Here is a 16,962-nt window from a genome sequence, read left to right as displayed (position 1 = left end):
TGACGACGGTCACCCCCGATTCCCGAAGTCAACCACATCCGCTCGCACGGTGGAAAAGTCACCACGAACCGCCGTCGTTCGCGTGGCGGAGAGGCTCGAATCCGTCGTCGTACTCCCCTTCTGCGCGCGCGACCGAAACCGTCCCGAAAAGCGCCGAGTCCATCCTGGCCGTCGCGCCCGGAGCGAGTTCGAGCACCTGACCCGCAGTCGGCATCACGAGCATCTCACCCGGGGAGACCGGTCCGAACAGGGCGATCGACCGGCGGAGTGCGGAGACCAGATGCAGCGACGCCCGCGGATGCGGCCGGTACGACGCCACCGTGTCTCCGGTCCCGACGTCGAGGACGATGTTCGCGAAGTCTGCTCCTTCCGGTGTGATCCAGGTGTCGGAGAGGACGATGTGCCCGGCGTGCGCATTGTCCGCGATGCATTCGAGCAAGGTCGATCCATCAGGTCCGCCCACCCGTGGACAGTCGACGACCAGCACCGCATGCACACCCTCTACTGAGCCGAGGACCTCCGCGATGGTGATGTCGGATCGATCGAGCGTCGTTCCGACACGCAGCGCGAGCGCCGCGGACAGCTGCGGCCGAACCAGAAGCGTGTCCGGGATGCCGGTACCGGTGGCATGCAGCGAACCGCCGAAGTAGTAACCGCCGACGCCTACCTCACCTGCGCTCGTATCGAGAACGGTCACAGCACGGCCCACCACTCGGCAGCCCTCCTGCACCCCGCGACGGAAGTTGATCGCGGCCACCTCCTCGGCGCCCGGCCGGGCATAAGGGACCAGGAGCGCGTCGGCGGCGAGCGCGGGGCGACCGGTGAGGCCCGCATTGGCCAACATGTTGGCGACCTTGTCCAGCGCAGCCCGTTTCGGAGCTTCGTCCCACGGTGCGGGGGCCGGCGGGGGTGCGGTCATGACGAACATGGTGCAGACGCCCCGGGTGGAACGGACAACTCGGCGGTGCCACCTGGCGGAACCGGGGGGACGTTCCACGGCGTGGCACACGATCCGTGCCCCCTCGGGTGACCGGGACCACTCTGTGAACCGTCGGTCGGCGCGCCGCCCTCGACAGGACACGAGCAGCCGGTTCAGAGCAGGCAATCAGGAGGAAAGATGGGACGGGTCCGTGCATTCGGTTACCTGGTCGCAACCGTGAGGGACATCGAGGCCTGGAAGATCTTCGCCGCCGACGTCCATGGGATGCAGGTCGTGGAACATACGCCGGACAGGCTCAAGCTGCGGCTCGACGAGCGGGCGTGGCGTCTCGATCTGCACCGTGGCGCGGTGGAACACATCGATGCCGTCGGCTGGGAGGTTCGGGGACCGGAGGACATCGACACGCTCGAGAAGGCACTGATCGATCACGGCTACGCCCCCCGCCGCGCGAGCGCCGAGGATGCCGCCTACCGGCAGGTCACCGACTTTCTGGCGTTCACCGACCCCGACGGGCACGGCATCGAGATCTTCTACGGTCAGCATCGTGAATCGGCGCCTTTCGTCTCCCCCACGGGCGCACGCTTCGTCACCGAAGGTATGGGCATCGGTCACGTGATGTTCGCAGTCAGCGAGTCTGCGCCGTTCCGCACGCTGTACATGGACATCCTGGGTCTCGGGCTGAGCGACTACATCGACATCGGTCCGGACCCGGGAACGTTCCTGCACTGCAACCCGCGTCACCACTCGGTCGCGTTCGCCAATCGCCCGAACTTCGGGCCACGGCTGGGCCATCTCATGGTGCAGGTCGACGACCTCGACACGGTGGGACGGGCCTACGACCTGATCCTCGCAGGAGCAGCACCTCTCGGAGCCACGCTGGGCAAGCACACCAATGACGAGATGATCTCGTACTACGTCAAGACACCCTCCGGCTGGGAGATGGAGTACGGCTACGGCGGCCTCGAAATCGACGAGGAGAACTGGGTCCCCGGTCGCTGGACCTCTGCACATTTCTGGGGTCATCAGCGCATGGGCTGACCGGCCGACCGGACCGACGCAGGTGCATTCGGCACGTACCGGCCGGTTGCACCTCGCAATAGCTCGCACCCGCAATCACCACACACTGCTGCTCGCACGTGATGTACGCACCATCCAGGAGGACACCGTGTCGTTGACCGATGACCAGGAGATTCACGTTCCAGGACTGCTCAGCCGTTACGTCCGGCTGCAGACCGGCGTCAAGGCCCACTACTCCACCTCGGGTGAGAGCGGGCCCGCCGTCGTCCTGCTGCACGGCGGCATCCCCGGCAGTTCCGGTTCAGCCGGATTCCGTTACATGGCTCCTTTTCTCGGCGCTCACGGGTTTCGCGTCTACTGCCCCGACTTCCCCGGTTTCGGACTGACGGAGGATCCCGGCCGCTTCTACGCGTACGGCCAGGGCGGTCAGGTCGACTTCCTGCAGGATTTCGTCAACGCCGTTGCGCTGGACACCTTCTGCCTCGGCGGAAACTCGATGGGCTGTCAGAACACGGTCAATTACGTTGTCGCACATCCAGAACGGGTGAGACGATTTGCAGTGATCGCCGGTATGATCGGCGATCTGGTTTCCCGCGACGAGATGCGCGCGGTCGACAACCGAGCGAAGAACGGCCCGCTGCCGGGCAGCGGCGGCACCTATGACGGCAGCGAAGACATGATGCGCGCCATGATCGAGTCCATGGTCGTGGACCCCTCCGGCGTCACCGACGAACTCGTGACGATGCGCACCGCCGCCGCGAACCGCAACAAGGACTACTACGACGCCAACATGGGCCGAGTGCTGCGCCCGACCGACCCTGACGAGCTGCTGCGGCTGACCACCACCGGCCGGCTCGACCGCATCTCCATCCCCGGGATCGCGATGTTCGGCGACAAGGACGTGCTCTACGCCGTCGAAGCCGCGCACCTGCAGGAAGACGCCCTGCCGAAGGTGCAGTTCTTCTATCCGGAGAACACCGGACACCAAGGGCAGACCGATCGCCCCGAACTTCACAACCAGGTCTTTCTCGAATTCTTCCGCGACGGCATTGTCTCCTGGGACACCGCGCAGGCCGCCGGTATCTCCACTCGTCGTGCCCCCAACCCCGATCTGGTCGGCGTCCCGGACGACGCTCTGTCCGCCCGCTGACCGCTCCGAGCTCCCAGTCCACCCTTGTAGAAGGAGAACTCCCGTGACGACCTACGCCGAGCCCGCAGTGTCCGTGGCCGCCGGTCTTTCCCTCGTCGAACGCGCGCGGCAGATCGCCCCGATCGTCGCCGAGTACGCCGTGCAGAACGACCAGCAGCGCACCGTGGCTTCCGAAGCCGTGCAGGCGATGATCGACTGCGGCCTGACCCGCGCCCTGCAACCCGCCCGTTACGGTGGTGAGGAGGCTCATCCGGCCGACTTCGTCGAGGCGGTCATCGAGGTTTCCAAGTCCTGCACCTCAACCGGTTGGGTGCTCATGCTGCTCGGCGTCCACAACTGGGAGGTCTCTCACATGACCGAACAATTGCAGGACGAATTGTTCCTCGACGACCCCACCACGCTGCTCTCCTCGTCCTACGCCCCGCACGGCAAGGCGACGCCGGTCGAGGGCGGCTACATACTCGACGGTTCATGGAAGTCGTCCTCCGGTGTCACGCACGCGCAGTGGGTGATCCTCGGCGCGTCGGTAGAAGTCGACGGCAAGCCGATCATGCACAACTTCGTGGTGCCGTTGTCCGAGGCCGAGATCATCGACGACTGGTTCGTGCTCGGTATGCGTGGTACCGGTTCACGCTCGGTAGCGTTGAGCAACGTCTTCGTCCCGGCTCACCGGGTACTCGACCGCCAAGTCCTGCTCGCGCAAGCCGGACCCGGCCTGACGCGAAACACGAACCCGCTCTATCGCATCCCGCAGGGCTACCTCTACAACCTCGTCGCCGGCGCTCCCGCACTCGGCGCCGCGTGGGCCTTCTACGACGAGTATGTCGCCCAACTCAAACGATTCACTCGTCGCTTCGACAACGCGAAGCTCAGCGAGGACCGCGTCGAACTGCTCCGCATGAACGACGTGCGCGTGCGTCTCGACGACCAACAGCGGACCGTGCTGCGGATTCTGAGCGAAGGGTACCGCCAGGCCGAGAATTTCGAGGTCCCCGGAGATCTCGAAGCCGCCCGCGGGATCTACGATGCGGCCCGTACCGCGGAGGCAGCGCTCAACGTGCCGCAGCAGTTGATGCCGTCGATGTCGGCGAGTGTGGTGCACGAAGCGAATCCGCTCTCACGCATCTACCGCGACCTCATCGTGGCCCGCCAGCACTTCACACAGAACACGGATTTCGCGGCCGCAACCGCCGCGAATCTCGAGATGGGGAACCCGGCAGCCGCCGCCTTCCTGCTCAGCGACGAGGAACGTGCAGGGGCCCGGGCTCGGTCGGCCCGTCTCTACGGCTGACAATCGGTCGGGCGTGGCCGGAATTCCGGCCGCGCCCGGGCTTGCAGAACCCGGAAACCTGAAGAAAGGCAGGGACCAGATGACAGCGTCGGCCGCAGCACAGGGCAGCGTGTTCGAGGCTCTGCGCCACCGCGGCTTCGCGGTCTTCCTCACCGGCGCGTTCCTCACGAACACCGGCGGCTGGTTCCAGTCGCTGGCAGTGCCGTTCGTACTCTTCCAGATCACCGGCTCGGCCGCATGGGTCGGTCTCGCAACCGCGGCGCAATTCGTGCCGATCATGGTCTTCGGACCGTACGCGGGTGCGCTCGCCGACCGGGTCGACCGTCGCCGACTGGTGCTGTGGATGCAATTGATCCGCTCCCTCGTCGCCTTCGCGATCTGTGTGAGCTGGCTCGTCGGCTGGCATTCACCCTGGCTGCTGCTCGGACTTGCGGTGGCGACCGGTGCCGCCCAGGGAGTATCCATGCCGAGCTGGCAGGCGTTGGCCAACGACTACGTTCCACGTGGATCATTGGCTTCCGCAGCGGCGCTGAACACCGTCCAGTTCAATCTCGCCCGCTCGTTCGGTCCCGCCGTAGCCGGTGTCGTCCTGTACTGGTGGGGCCCGGCGGTCGCCTTCGCTGTCACCTTCGTCATGGTGCTCTCCGTCGTCGTCGCCCTCCTGGTCTCACGCCCCGTGAATGCTCCCGACCGGACGCCCAGCATCTCCCGGGCGACGAACGGCCGCTTCTCGGAAGCGGTGCGCTACACCTGGAAGACGCCGGGAGTCCTCACTGCGCTTGCGGTGGTATTTGTGACGGGCACGCTGGGTATGCCGATCTTCCAGCACGTGATCACGTTCTCCGAGGATGTCTTCGACAGCGGAGAACTCGGTCTGGCCGCCCTCAACCTCGGGCTCGGTGTCGGCACCATGGCCGGCATACCGCTGCTCGGTCGTGCCCTGCGACGAGTGGGCCGCTCGACCGTGGCCCTGGCCGCTTTCGCAGGCTTCGGAATAACACTGGCTCTCTTCGGGATCGCACCGACTGTCGCCACGGCCACAGCCGCGACCGTCGGTGTGGGGACCTTCTTCCTTCTCTCTCTCACAATCGGACAGAGCACCGTGCAGATATTGGTCACCGACCACATCCGCGGCCGAGTGCTCTCCATCAGCGTGATGGTCTACACCGGTTCGGTCGCCCTCGGTGCCGCGCTCCAGGGAGCGCTCGCCGACGTGCTCGGTCTTCGGTCCACCGTCGAAATCGCAGCGTTCCTGCTGGTGGCCGTTGCGGTCGCCCTTCGATTCGGTCCCCAGCGACTACGCCTGTCCCGTCTCGATGATCCCGCCGAAACTTCTTCCGTCCCGTCGACGTCGACGGTCCCCGAAAGGACTACGTCCGATGCCTGAAGCAACCGCCCTCGACCTCCCGCGCGTGGAACCGATCGATCCCCAGCACATGAGGCACGTACTCGGCAGTTATCCCACCGGCGTCGCGATCATCACCGGCCGCGCAGCCGACGGCAGCCCACTGGGCATGGTGGTCGGTACGTTCAATTCGGTATCGATGGATCCGCCGCTGGTGTCCTTCATGCCGATGAAGTCGTCGTACACCTTTTCCGCACTGCGTGAGTCCCGCACCTTCTGCGTCAACATCATGGCTGCCGACCAAGAGGGCGTATGTGGAGCATTCATGCGACGGGAGAACAAGTTCGAAGGTGTCGATTGGCGCGAATCTCCTACGGGATCCCCGATTCTCGAGGGGACGACGGCGTGGATCGAATGTGAATGGTCGGATGTGATCGATGCCGGTGACCATTATTTCGTCCTCGGCGCCGTGCGCGAATTGGCAGCGGAGCGGAACTGCCTTCCGTTGTTGTTCTTCCAGCGCGGATACGGACGGTTCACGCCGGGCTCGCTGATGGCCTCGGACTATCGTTCCCTCGCCGCCGCTATCCGGACAGCCGAATGCGGGCGACAGGAAATGGAACTCCTCGCCAACGAACTGGGGATGGAAGTCAGTCTCCTAGCGCCCCTCGGCGACGAATTCGCTTTCGTTGCAACGGCGAACGCCGAAGGTCCGAGCCACTCGACGATGCCCGGCACGCGGCTTCCCTTCGTCCCCCCGCTCGGCTCTCTCATGGTCGACCATCCCGGAGCCCCGTCACGTCAGGACTGGCTCGACCGCGCCCCTCACACATCACGAGAGGTCCGGGAGGTCGCAGAGATCCAACTCCGTCGGGTCCAGGAACGTGGGTGGTCGGTGACCCTGTCCGGAGAGGTGAACAGCCGTACGCTCGACGAGCTCGTCGACGCCTTCAGCGCCCCTGCCCGAACGCCGGAGAACGAACAGAGACTGATCGACGCACTGCAGCGGATGGCGGCCTGTCACGAGCCCGCCGATATCGATCCGACCGCGATCTACTCCCCGCTCCAGCTCTCCGTTCCCGTCCGCAACCCCGAGGGTAATGTCGTCATGGTGTTACGGTTGTCAGGCCTACCCGAGAACACCTCCGGCACAGAGATACTCGACTTCATTCATCGGATCCGACAGTCTTCGACAGCCATCGGACTCGCCTTGCCGCACGCCGTCCGGTAGTGCCACCCAGTGGCACCGGTGACTGTGATCACAGCACCTGACGGACGCAAGATGTGACTACCGCCACCGGGCATGGTGTCGTCTCAGCTCGGAGCTTCGCTCCTCGAGCGCGACCAAGCGAAGGAATCAACGATGGATGTGTTGGCTGACATCAGGGCTTCGAAAATGGCGCCCCTGCAGATCCGCGCGATCGCGATAGCACTCGCATTGATCATTCTCGACGGATTCGAGATCGCAGTGATGTCGTTCGCTGCGAAACCGATGTCGGATGAATGGGGTGTCGGATCCGGAACTCTCGGAATCGTTCTCAGCGGCAGTTTGTTCGGGATGGCCGCCGGCGCGATTCTGTTCAGCCCGTTCGGTGATCGTTTCGGACGGCGACCGCTGACGATCGTGTCGATGACGATGGTTGTCGTCGGCATGTTGCTTGCCGTGCTCGCCCCGAGCGTCGGCGTCATGATCGTCGCTCGCGTGATCACCGGCTTCGGCATCGGTGCGATGTCCCAGCTCAACGCATACGTCTCCGAGTTCGCCTCGGAGAAGCGCCGCGGCACGGTCGTCGGCATCTACGCCACCGGATTCCCGATCGGCGCCGCCCTCGCCGGCGTGGTCGCCGGACTGTTCGATCCTGCGGATTGGAAGAATCTGTTCGTCGTCGGCACCGTCCTGAGCGTCGCATTGCTCGTCCTCGCCTGGGCCGCGCTGCCGGAATCGATCGATTTCCTGGTGGCACGGCGCCCGAAGAATGCTCTCGAACGCATCAACTCCATGCTCGTAAAGATGGGCCGTCCCGCGCTGGAGGAACTGCCCGAGCAGTCCACTGCCGATCGCCACAATGCACGGCTCGGCGCCATCTTCACCGGCACGACAGGAGCCAAGACCCTCGCACTGTGGCTCGCATATGCCTGCCTGATGGCCGCCTACTACTTCGCGAACTCGTGGATCCCCAAGTTGGTGGCCGAGTCCACCGGCGACGTGCAGAGCGGTACCACCGTCGGGACCGTCCTCAATCTCGGGGGCATCATCGGCAGCCTGATCTTCGCGGCCGCTGCATTCCGGTGGATTCCGCGCAACATCCTGGTGACCACCCTGGGTCTGGGCGCGGTGGGATACGCCGTCTACGGTGCAGCATTCGGCGTAGGGTGGCTCGCCATCGCTCTCGGTATCTTCCTCGGCATCGTCGCTGTCGGATCGGTAGCCGGGTTCTACGCCGTGGGACCGACCGTCTACCCCGCTTCGCTGCGTGGCACGGGTGTCGGCTGGATGGTCGGTGTCGGCCGCCTCGTATCGATCGTCTCCCCCATCGGGACCGGCTTCCTCCTCGAGAGCGGTTGGACTGCAGGCAACCTGTTCTATCTGATGGCCCTTCCGTTGGCTCTCGGCACGGTGTGCATCGTGGTACTCGGCAGGATCCAGCAACGCGAGGATTCTGCCGCACGCGGCGGAAACACCCTTTCCCACGGCGCTCTCGTCTCCTGAGAAGGTCGATCCCCGCAATGCTCGTCGGGAGGGTGGCGCTTCGGCTCGGCTGCAGCGTCGCTCTCCTGCACAACCGACGAAGGTACCTGCATCATGACGCTCGCGCGCATCCTGGCATCCCACGCCATCGAGTCGACGCCGAGTCCGGCGTTCGAATCCCCCTACCTTTCCGCCCTCGTGGACCGAGTCATCGATACGCTCGGATGTGCGGTCGCCGGAACGAAGGTCGAATCGGTCCGCCGAGCAGCCGAGTTCCTCGCGTACAACGCAGCGACGGGCCGATCGTCGCTCGTGTTCCAGGGCACCAGAACGACTCCCGGCGCAGCCGCCTACGCCAATGCGCTCCTCGCCCGCGCGTACGACTTCGGTCCGCTGACTCCGTTCGACGGTACGACCCCGATCTGGTCCCCCATCTCGGAAACGACGGTACCTGTGGCTGTGGCGGTCGCCGAGGACTGCGGTGCGTCGGCACGAACGATGCTCGAAGCACTCGTGGTCGCCGACGACGTGACCGCACGGATCAGCAGAGCTCTCGAATTCGTTCCGGGCACCGGATGGGACAACCCCGGCCTGGTCAACCGTTTCGGCTCTGCCGTGGTGGCCGCCCGCCTGTGGAGACTGAGCCCGGACGAATTGGTGCGGGCGTGGGGACTGGTTCTTCAGCAGGTCTCGGGAACGTTCCAGGCCATCGAAGAACACAGTGAAGCATTCACCTACATCCAGGGACTGGCGGCACGGGACGGCATCGAGGCGGCCGATCTCGTCCGGCACGGCTACTCCGGTGGGGACGGTGCGTTCGACGGCCGCTTCGGGCTCTTCTCGACGTATGGTGCGGGACACCCCTCGGCTGCGTCTGTGAGAGATCGGCTCGGTCGCGTGTACTTCGGTGACCAGATCTTCAAGCCGTACCCCGGTTGCCGGTTCACGCACGGTCCCGTGGATATCGCCGGAAATCTGCATGCAGACCTCGGCGGTGCATCCTCGACCATCCGGGAGATCACCCTCACCGTCCACCCGCACCATGTCGGCTCGCCGCTGGACCTGCCGGTCGCGAATTCGGCTGTCTCTCGACCGGCAGCACTGTTCGGCTTCCAGTTCCAGGTGGCGAATGCGTTGGTGCGAGGGAGGCCGGTGCCGGCCCACTTCGACGATCCCGCTCGCAACGACCTCGAGGTTCTTCGTCTTGCCCGACTCGTCCGCCTCCGGGCCTCGGACAACCCGGCGGTGCCGCTCACTGCAGCACATCTCGAGCTGCGCACGAACGACGGGGCGGTATGTGCGAGGAGCATCGACTATCCATGGGGAGATCCTCGGGGTATCGGCGCGACGAGTGCGGACATCGACGCGAAGTTCGTTGCGAACCTTCGACACGCCGAGTTCGAAGGATCCCCGGAGAAGTGCCTGTCCGTGCTACGCGCGATACTCGTGTCCCAAGAGCGATTCGATCTCTCGGCCATTCTTGCGTCATCCACGGAGGAGAACTGATGCGTATCGCCAACCTCGACAACCGCGCTGTGCTCGTCGTCGGCGGCCCCGGCGACGAACTGGCCGTCGACATCGCTACTGCGTCCGACGGGCGATTCGGGCCTGACCCGTCCGCGATCTACTCGTCATGGAACGAGGTCCGGGCATGGGGCGCAGAGGTCGACCTGTCAGGCCATGCCGGAACGGCGATCGACCGGTCCCTGCTCCGAGCCCCCTCTCCCGCACCGCGACAGGTCTTCGCGGTCGGCCTGAACTACGACGACCACGCCGCCGAGTCCGGGTTCGAAACGCCGACGCATCTGCCGCCGGTGTTCACCAAATACGTGTCGGCATTCACCGGCCCCGACACCGAGGTCGCAATCCCACCCGACGGTGATGTCGACTGGGAGATCGAACTCGTCACCGTGATCGGCAGAGAAGCGTACAGAATCGATGCGGCCGAGGCGTGGTCCTGTACAGCGGGGCTGACTGCAGGTCAGGACCTCTCCGAACGCATATCTCAGATGCGCGGCCCCGCGCCCCAGTTCGGACTCGCGAAGTCGTATCCCGGATTCGCGCCGCAAGGCCCATGGCTCGTCACTCCCGACGAGTTCGCCGATCCGGACGATCTCGAGCTCGGTTGTGCAATCGATGGCGAGGAGGTCCAGAAGGGCCGCACACGCGACATGATCTTTCCCGTCCCTGAACTCGTCGCCGCCCTGTCATGGAACGTCACCCTCTACCCGGGCGACGTGATCTTCACGGGCACACCGGCAGGCGTCGGCATGGGCCGGGATCCTCGCCGATTCCTCCGCCCCGGTGAGCGACTCGACAGCTGGATCGAGGGAATCGGCGAGCTCCACCAATTCTTCGTCGCGGCAACGCCGTAGGAGCGTATTCGCGCTACGACCCGTCCCGCTTCCCACTTCCACCTCCAGGGCCGCGCCGGTGCGGGCATGAGCTTCCCGGAAGTTATCCCGACACCTTCTCGAGCGTCGCCGGATCTCGGGGCGGAGCGGGGACGTGGTCGTCACCGAGCATGCTCTCGTCGAAAGGCACCCGGCCGCTGAGCACCTCGTCGACGCGTTCCTTGTCCACCGACCGGGTCCACGTTCCGATGAGCAGGGTCGCGATGGCGTTACCGGAGAAGTTCGTGACGGCGCGCGCCTCGGACATGAACCGGTCGACACCGACGATCAGGCCGACTCCGTCGAGCAGATCGGGACGGTGACTCTGCAGGCCACCGGCCAGCGTCGCCAGGCCGGCACCGGTGACCCCGGCGGCACCCTTCGAGGCGACGATCATGAACAGCAGGAGCGAGAGCTGCTCTCCCATGCTCAGGGGGCTGCCCATCGCATCGGACACGAACAGCGCGGCCATCGTCAGGTAGATCGCGGTGCCGTCCAGATTGAACGAGTAGCCGGTGGGCACGACCACGCCGACGGTCGTGCGCTGCACGCCGAGATGTTCCATCTTCGCGATCAGGCGCGGCAGTGCGGACTCCGACGACGACGTCGCGAAGATGAGCAGGTACTCGCGGGCGAGATACTTCACGAGCTTGAACACCGAGATGCCCGCGACCGCGCGCAGCAGCGATCCGAGGACACCGAAGACGAACACCACGCACGTGAGGTAGAACGCGATCATCAGCACACCGAGCTGCAGGACTGCGCTGAGGCCGGTCTGGCCCACCACGTTGGCGATGGCACCGAACGCGCCGATCGGAGCGAGCCACAGGATCATCGTCAGGATGCGGAACACGAGCTTCTGCAGGTGGGCGATTCCGCGCAGCAGCGGCTCGCCAGACTTGCCGATGCCCTGGATGGCGAATCCGACGAGCAGTGCCACGAACAGGGTCTGCAGCACGCTGCCCTCGGTCAGGGCGGACAGCAGCGAGGTGGGGATGATCGAGGCGATGAAGTCGGCGGTCCCGCCGGCGGCATGCGCCTTCTCCGCGAGCTCGGCGCCCGAGTTCACCGTCGCCGGATCGAGGGTCAGGCCTGTACCCGGATCGAGCAGGTTGCCGACTCCGAGCCCGATCGCGAGGGCTACCGTCGACATGCCCACGAAGTAGATCAGGGCGAGTCCGCCGATCCGGCCGACACTCGCCGCCGCGCGCACCGAGCCGATCCCCAGCACGATCGTGCAGAAGATGACAGGGCTGATCATCATCTTGATGAGGTCGACGAACATGGTGCCGAGGATGCCCAGCGATTTACCGGTTCCGGGAGCCAGCCAGCCGACGACGATGCCGGCGACGACGGCGACGATGACGCCGACGTACAGCCAGTGGGTGCGGTCGCGGCGCTTGTCGCCACGCGCGGTTGCGGTGCTCATGCAGTGCCCTTCGATCGTGCGCAGGCTCGTACGCGCGGTGGTCACGGACGGCGGATGCGGCAACGCACCGTCGAGGACTCGGGAATCGACCGTGGCGCGGTGACCGGCATCACCTTCACCGGAGAAATGATGGTGGCCCGGCCGTTGCCGGGGAAGTTTGTGTACATAGTGTTCACAGGAGGTGAGTGGTGAACCGTCGCGAGGCGAGACCACCGATGAGCGTGGCGGGCCAGTTCCTCGTCCTCCAGCTCGTGGTGTTCACCGTGGTGGCGATCCTGGCGGGAGCGCTGATCGTTGTCGGCGAACGCGGCGACGCCGATGATGCGACCCGCCGCAGCGTGACGGACATCGCAGTGACGACCGCGGCGTTCCCGGAGGTCGCCGACGGGTTGCTCGGGCCGGATCCCACCGCGGTTCTCCAGCCGCGCGCCGAACAGATCCGGGAGGCGACCGGAGTGGACTTCGTCGTGATCGTCGACCCGGACGGGATCCGCGTGACGCATCCGGTGGAGGAACAGATCGGTCTCCCCTACACCGGCCACCTCGACGAGGCCCGATCCGGCACACCGCTCAGCGAGACGTACACGGGCAGCCTCGGACCGTCGATCCGCACCGTCGCGCCGGTCTACGGCGACGGAGGTGACCTCGTGGGTTTCGTGTCGGTCGGCGTGACCCGGGAGAAGATCGCCGAGAACTTCGTGCGCAGCCTGCCGGGCATCGCCGGCCTCGTAGCGGCAGGGCTGGCCGTCACCGCTGCGGGTGGTGTCCTGATCGCCCGCAGGTTGCGCCGACAGACCCTCGGACTCGATCCCGATCAGTTGCGGCGCATGTACGAACACCACGACGCCGTGCTGCATTCGATCGGTGAAGGACTGCTGGTGTTCGGCACCGACGACGGGTCCCCGCGCGTCGACGTCGTCAACGACGAGGCCCGCCGTCTCCTCGGACTCGAACCCACCGGCGCGGTCCCGTTCGACGCACTGCCCGCGACGGTGCGCGATCTCGCCGGCTCGGACGAGGTGCGCGACGAGGTGCATCTGACCCGGGACCGGATCCTCGTGGTGAACAGCGATGCGGTCGAGTGGAACCGGCGGCGCATCGGCACGGTCGTCACCCTTCGCGATCACACCGAGTTGAGCACTGTCCTGGGCGAACTCGATTCGGTTCGCGGGTTCGCCGAGTCGCTGCGCGCCCAGGCCCACGAATCCGCGAATCGCCTGCACACGATCGTCACGATGGTCGAACTCGGACGGACGGAGGAGGCCGTCGCCTTCGCGACGCGCGAACTGGCGGTGTCCCAGAACCTCATCGACAGACTGACGACGGCCGTCCAGGAACCGGCACTGGCGGCTCTGCTTCTCGGCAAGATCGACGAGGCGGCGGAGCGGGGGGTGAACCTGACCGTCACCGACGACACGGAACTGGGCCCGGTTCCGTCGATCCCGGCGCGGGACCTCGTCACCCTCGTGGGAAATCTCGTCGACAATGCCATCGACGCCTCGCAGTCGTCGGACGATCCGTGGGTGGAGGTGACTGTACGCCAGGACGATTCGTCCATATGCGTCGAAGTCGCCGACAGCGGTCCGGGTATGTCCTCCGAGGCTCTCGCCCAGGCCATGCAACGCGGATATTCGACGAAATCGCACCAGCGCGGTCTCGGGCTCGCACTCGTCGCCCAGGTGGTGGCCCGTCACGGCGGCACGCTGCGCACCGAACCGTCCCTGGGAGCCATGGTCGTCGCCGAGATCCCTCTCGGAGGTGGATCGTGATCCGGGTCCTGATCGTCGAGGACGAACCGCTGATCGCCGAGGCTCACCGCGAATACATCGGCAGGATCGCGGGATTCGAGGTGGTGGCCGTCGCGCACACCGGTGCCGACGCCGTGCGGGCAGTCGCATCGGCGGCGCAGGCCGGAGCTCCGGTGGATCTCGTGCTCCTCGACATCGGGCTCCCCGACACGAGCGGCCTCGAGGTTGCTGCGCGCCTGAGCGCGGGCCGCCCGAGCCCGGACATCATCGCCGTCACCTCGAACCGCGACCTCGAGGTGGTGCGTACGGCGGTCTCGCGCGGGGTGGTGCTGTACCTGCTCAAGCCGTTCACCTTCGCCGCGCTGCAGGACAAACTCCGGCAGTACGTGGCCTACCGGTCGGCCCTGCGCGACGCCGAGACGGCGACCGGACAGCAGGATATCGACCGCGCCATGTCGGCGCTGCGCACCAGCAGCTCCCGCCCCTTCACTCCCAAGGGCATCTCCCCCGCGACCCTCGACCGCATCTCGGGATTCCTCCGTGAGGCGGACGGCCCGCGGACCGCTGCGGAAGTCGGGGCAGCCGTGGGAGTCTCACGCGTCACCGCGTGGCGCTATCTCGAACGGCTCGCGGACGACGGGGCAGCCTCCCGGCTCACCGAGTACGGGCGAGCCGGGAGACCCCAGGTGCGGTACGCACTACGGAGGTGACGGTGCGGTACGCACTACGGAGGTGACGGTGCGGTACGCACTACGGAGGTGACGGTGCGGTATGCACTACGGAGGTGACGGTGCGGGACCGCGACGGGCCTACTGCGCGGCATCCTCGGCACGGTAGGCGCCGGACGTCTCGAGCACCCATGCGAACTCGAACGCCACCTCGCGCCACTTCTCGTAGCGACCCGAGACACCGCCGTGCCCGGCACTCATCTCCGTCTTGAGCAGCAGCGGTGAATCACCGGTCTTGGTGGCGCGCAGCTTGGCGACCCACTTGGCGGGTTCGACGTACAGCACGCGCGTGTCGTTGATACTGGTGATCGCGAGAATCGCCGGATAGTCCTTCGCCTCGACGTTCTCGTAGGGGCTGTACGAACGCATGTATTCGTACACCTCGGGATTCTCGAGCGGGTTCCCCCATTCGTCCCACTCGATCACCGTCAACGGCAGCGACGGATCGAGGATCGAGGTGAGCGGGTCGACGAACGGGACGTTCGCGAGAATGCCCGCGAACAACTCCGGTGCGAGGTTGGCGACCGCACCCATGAGCAACCCACCGGCACTGCCACCGTCGGCGACGAGCTTGCCGGGGCTCGTGACGCCGGTGTCGATCAGATGGCGCGCACAGGCCACGAAATCGGTGAAGGTGTTCTTCTTCGTGAGCGACTTGCCGTTCTCGTACCAGTGCCGGCCCATCTCGCCGCCCCCGCGCACGTGCGCGACGGCGAAGACCATGCCTCGGTCGAGCAGCGACAGTCTCGCCACCGAGAAGGCCGGATCGATACTGGCCTCGTAGGAGCCGTAGCCGTACAGCAGGGTGGGCGCATCCGCAGGCGTGCCCTTGCGCGACACGATCGACAGCGGGATCTTCGTGCCGTCCTCGGCCGTGGCCCACTCGCGTCGCTGCTCGTATCGCGCCGGGTCGAAATCGCCGAGCACAGGCTGCGACTTGAGCAGCTTCAGCTCTCCCGTGCTCACCGTGTAGTCGTAGACACGGCTCGGGGTGATGAAGGAGGTGTAACCCAGACGCAGCGTCGGCTGGGTCCATTCGGGATTGGCGCCGGGACCGACGGCGAACAGTTCCTCGTCGAATTCGAGTTCGGTGAGCTCTCCGTAGCCCTCGTCCGTCAACGGCCACACCGCGAGACGGGTGAGGGCCTCGCGGCGGTAGCCGAGCACGAGGTGCCCCTCGAAGGCCTCGACGTCCTCGAGCCGCACGTCGTGCCGATGCGGGATCAGGGTGCGCAATGCCGACGGGTCGTCGACGGGAGCGTCGGCGAGGACGAAGTTCTCCGACTTCTCTCCCGTCTCCGGGTCGATGTCGTTGTGCAGGATCAGGAAACGGTCCTCACCGGCGATCACCGCGTGTTCGGCCCCGTACTCCACACCTTCGCGGCGGGGCAGGATCACACGGAATTCGCCTGTGGGATCCTCGGATTCGAGCACCCACCCCTCACTGGTGATCTTCGATCCGACCCAGATCATCAGGTACTTCTCACTGCGGGTCGAACCGATCGACACCCAGTACCGCTCGTCGGGCTCGTGGAAGACCTTCACGTCCTCGTCCCGGCTCGTGCCGAGCCGGTGCCGCCACACGGTGTCGGGGCGCCACGACTCGTCCACCGTCTGATAGAAGATGTGGCTGTGGTCGAGCGCCCACGTCGCGCCCGGTGCAGTGCCCGGGATCTCGTCCGGCAGCAACTCTCCGGTGGCGAGGTCCTTGATGCGCAGGGTGTACCGCTCGTCTCCGACGACGTCGGTCGAGTACGCCAGCAAGGCACCGTCGTGGCTGATCGAGAACGCGCCGAGCGAGAAGAACTCGTGGCCCTCCGATTCGACGTTGCCGTCGAGAAGGACCTGTTCGCCGGGAAGTTCGACGCCCGGTGTCACGTTCGGGGGCGTCCAGTCCGCTGCGTCGGAAATCGGGCACCGGCACTGGATCGCGTACTGCTTGCCCTCGACGGTGCGGGCGTAATACCACCACTCGCCCATGCGGGTGGGAACCGACATGTCGGTTTCCTGGGTCCGCGACCTGATCTCCTCGAAGATCGCCTCACGCAGCGGAGCGAGGTGCTCCGTCTTCGCCTCGGTGTACGCGTTCTCGGCCTCGAGATACGCGATCACCTCGGGGTCGTTCTTGTCGCGCAACCATTCGTACTCGTCGACGAAGGTGTGCCCGTGGTGAGTGCGCTCGAACGGCACCGTCCTCGCGACCGGCGGGGTGAGCTTCGAGGAGGTCATATG

General features: G+C 65.9%; 13 protein-coding genes. 10 read left to right on the top strand and 3 right to left on the bottom strand.

The features are described from left to right. Positions 1–58: 58 nt before the first annotated feature. The gene (locus tag MOM01_RS11710) at positions 59–919 is read right to left on the bottom strand and encodes a hypothetical protein (RefSeq protein WP_241385608.1); all 861 of its coding nucleotides are present in this window, start codon (positions 917–919) and stop codon (positions 59–61) included. Positions 920–1,117: 198 nt separating this feature from the next. Here MOM01_RS11710 and MOM01_RS11705 point away from each other — a divergent pair, with 198 nt between their 5' ends. The 8 genes from MOM01_RS11705 to MOM01_RS11670 all read left to right on the top strand — a co-directional run bounded on the left by MOM01_RS11705 (position 1,118) and on the right by MOM01_RS11670 (position 10,807). Further along, on the top strand, positions 1,118–1,978 hold the full coding sequence (locus MOM01_RS11705; RefSeq protein ID WP_241385607.1) for a VOC family protein: 861 nt from the start codon (positions 1,118–1,120) through the stop codon (positions 1,976–1,978). 127 nt (positions 1,979–2,105) lie between these two features. After that, entirely contained in the window at positions 2,106–3,107 is a 1,002-nt protein-coding gene (locus MOM01_RS11700) for an alpha/beta fold hydrolase (RefSeq protein WP_241385606.1), read from the top strand. A 43-nt stretch (positions 3,108–3,150) separates the two neighbouring features. Continuing rightward, positions 3,151–4,398, top strand: coding sequence for a hypothetical protein (locus tag MOM01_RS23340; protein ID WP_241385605.1), 1,248 nt, complete (start codon positions 3,151–3,153; stop codon positions 4,396–4,398). 79 nt (positions 4,399–4,477) lie between these two features. Beyond that, entirely contained in the window at positions 4,478–5,785 is a 1,308-nt protein-coding gene (locus MOM01_RS11690) for an MFS transporter (protein WP_241385604.1), read from the top strand. Next, the gene (locus MOM01_RS11685) at positions 5,778–6,974 is read left to right on the top strand and encodes a flavin reductase family protein (protein ID WP_241385603.1); all 1,197 of its coding nucleotides are present in this window, start codon (positions 5,778–5,780) and stop codon (positions 6,972–6,974) included. Before MOM01_RS11690 ends, MOM01_RS11685 begins: the two co-directional genes overlap by 8 nt. Positions 6,975–7,106: 132 nt before the next feature. After that, the gene (locus tag MOM01_RS11680) at positions 7,107–8,453 is read left to right on the top strand and encodes an MFS transporter (protein WP_241385602.1); all 1,347 of its coding nucleotides are present in this window, start codon (positions 7,107–7,109) and stop codon (positions 8,451–8,453) included. A 93-nt stretch (positions 8,454–8,546) separates the two neighbouring features. Further along, on the top strand, positions 8,547–9,938 hold the full coding sequence (locus tag MOM01_RS11675; protein ID WP_241385601.1) for an MmgE/PrpD family protein: 1,392 nt from the start codon (positions 8,547–8,549) through the stop codon (positions 9,936–9,938). Next, positions 9,938–10,807, top strand: coding sequence for a fumarylacetoacetate hydrolase family protein (locus tag MOM01_RS11670; RefSeq protein WP_241385600.1), 870 nt, complete (start codon positions 9,938–9,940; stop codon positions 10,805–10,807). Before MOM01_RS11675 ends, MOM01_RS11670 begins: the two co-directional genes overlap by 1 nt. A gap of 82 nt (positions 10,808–10,889) precedes the next feature. Here MOM01_RS11670 and MOM01_RS11665 read toward each other — a convergent pair whose 3' ends face one another. Continuing rightward, positions 10,890–12,254: a cation:dicarboxylate symporter family transporter gene (locus tag MOM01_RS11665; RefSeq protein WP_241385599.1), complete on the bottom strand. Its 1,365-nt coding sequence runs from the start codon at positions 12,252–12,254 to the stop codon at positions 10,890–10,892. A 215-nt stretch (positions 12,255–12,469) separates the two neighbouring features. Here MOM01_RS11665 and MOM01_RS11660 point away from each other — a divergent pair, with 215 nt between their 5' ends. Both MOM01_RS11660 and MOM01_RS11655 read left to right on the top strand, forming a co-directional pair. Next, on the top strand, positions 12,470–14,023 hold the full coding sequence (locus MOM01_RS11660) for a sensor histidine kinase (protein WP_241385830.1): 1,554 nt from the start codon (positions 12,470–12,472) through the stop codon (positions 14,021–14,023). Continuing rightward, the gene (locus MOM01_RS11655; protein WP_241385598.1) at positions 14,020–14,712 is read left to right on the top strand and encodes a response regulator; all 693 of its coding nucleotides are present in this window, start codon (positions 14,020–14,022) and stop codon (positions 14,710–14,712) included. The genes MOM01_RS11660 and MOM01_RS11655 overlap by 4 nt, the downstream gene beginning before the upstream one ends. 99 nt (positions 14,713–14,811) lie before the next feature. On the opposite strand, the gene MOM01_RS11650 is transcribed toward MOM01_RS11655, so the two are convergent. Then, complete coding sequence (locus MOM01_RS11650; RefSeq protein WP_241385597.1) at positions 14,812–16,959, bottom strand: S9 family peptidase; 2,148 nt, start codon at positions 16,957–16,959, stop codon at positions 14,812–14,814. Positions 16,960–16,962: the final 3 nt, after the last annotated feature.

Origin of the sequence: Rhodococcus sp. CH91 (assembly GCF_022554085.1) — a bacterium.
Classification (GTDB): Bacteria; Actinomycetota; Actinomycetes; order Mycobacteriales; family Mycobacteriaceae; genus Rhodococcus.
The sequence above is the reverse complement of the archived record's forward strand: the minus strand, read 5'-3'. Positions and strand labels throughout refer to the sequence as shown.

Coding starts and splice junctions, on each gene's coding strand:
- MOM01_RS11705 (WP_241385607.1), top strand. CDS start 1,118: ATGGGACGGGTCCGTGCATTCGGTTACCTGGTCGCAACCGTGAGGGAC.
- MOM01_RS11675 (WP_241385601.1), top strand. CDS start 8,547: ATGACGCTCGCGCGCATCCTGGCATCCCACGCCATCGAGTCGACGCCG.
- MOM01_RS11690 (WP_241385604.1), top strand. CDS start 4,478: ATGACAGCGTCGGCCGCAGCACAGGGCAGCGTGTTCGAGGCTCTGCGC.
- MOM01_RS11665 (WP_241385599.1), bottom strand. CDS start 12,254: ATGAGCACCGCAACCGCGCGTGGCGACAAGCGCCGCGACCGCACCCAC.
- MOM01_RS11650 (WP_241385597.1), bottom strand. CDS start 16,959: ATGACCTCCTCGAAGCTCACCCCGCCGGTCGCGAGGACGGTGCCGTTC.
- MOM01_RS11660 (WP_241385830.1), top strand. CDS start 12,470: ATGAGCGTGGCGGGCCAGTTCCTCGTCCTCCAGCTCGTGGTGTTCACC.
- MOM01_RS11710 (WP_241385608.1), bottom strand. CDS start 919: ATGACCGCACCCCCGCCGGCCCCCGCACCGTGGGACGAAGCTCCGAAA.
- MOM01_RS11685 (WP_241385603.1), top strand. CDS start 5,778: ATGCCTGAAGCAACCGCCCTCGACCTCCCGCGCGTGGAACCGATCGAT.
- MOM01_RS11670 (WP_241385600.1), top strand. CDS start 9,938: ATGCGTATCGCCAACCTCGACAACCGCGCTGTGCTCGTCGTCGGCGGC.
- MOM01_RS11680 (WP_241385602.1), top strand. CDS start 7,107: ATGGATGTGTTGGCTGACATCAGGGCTTCGAAAATGGCGCCCCTGCAG.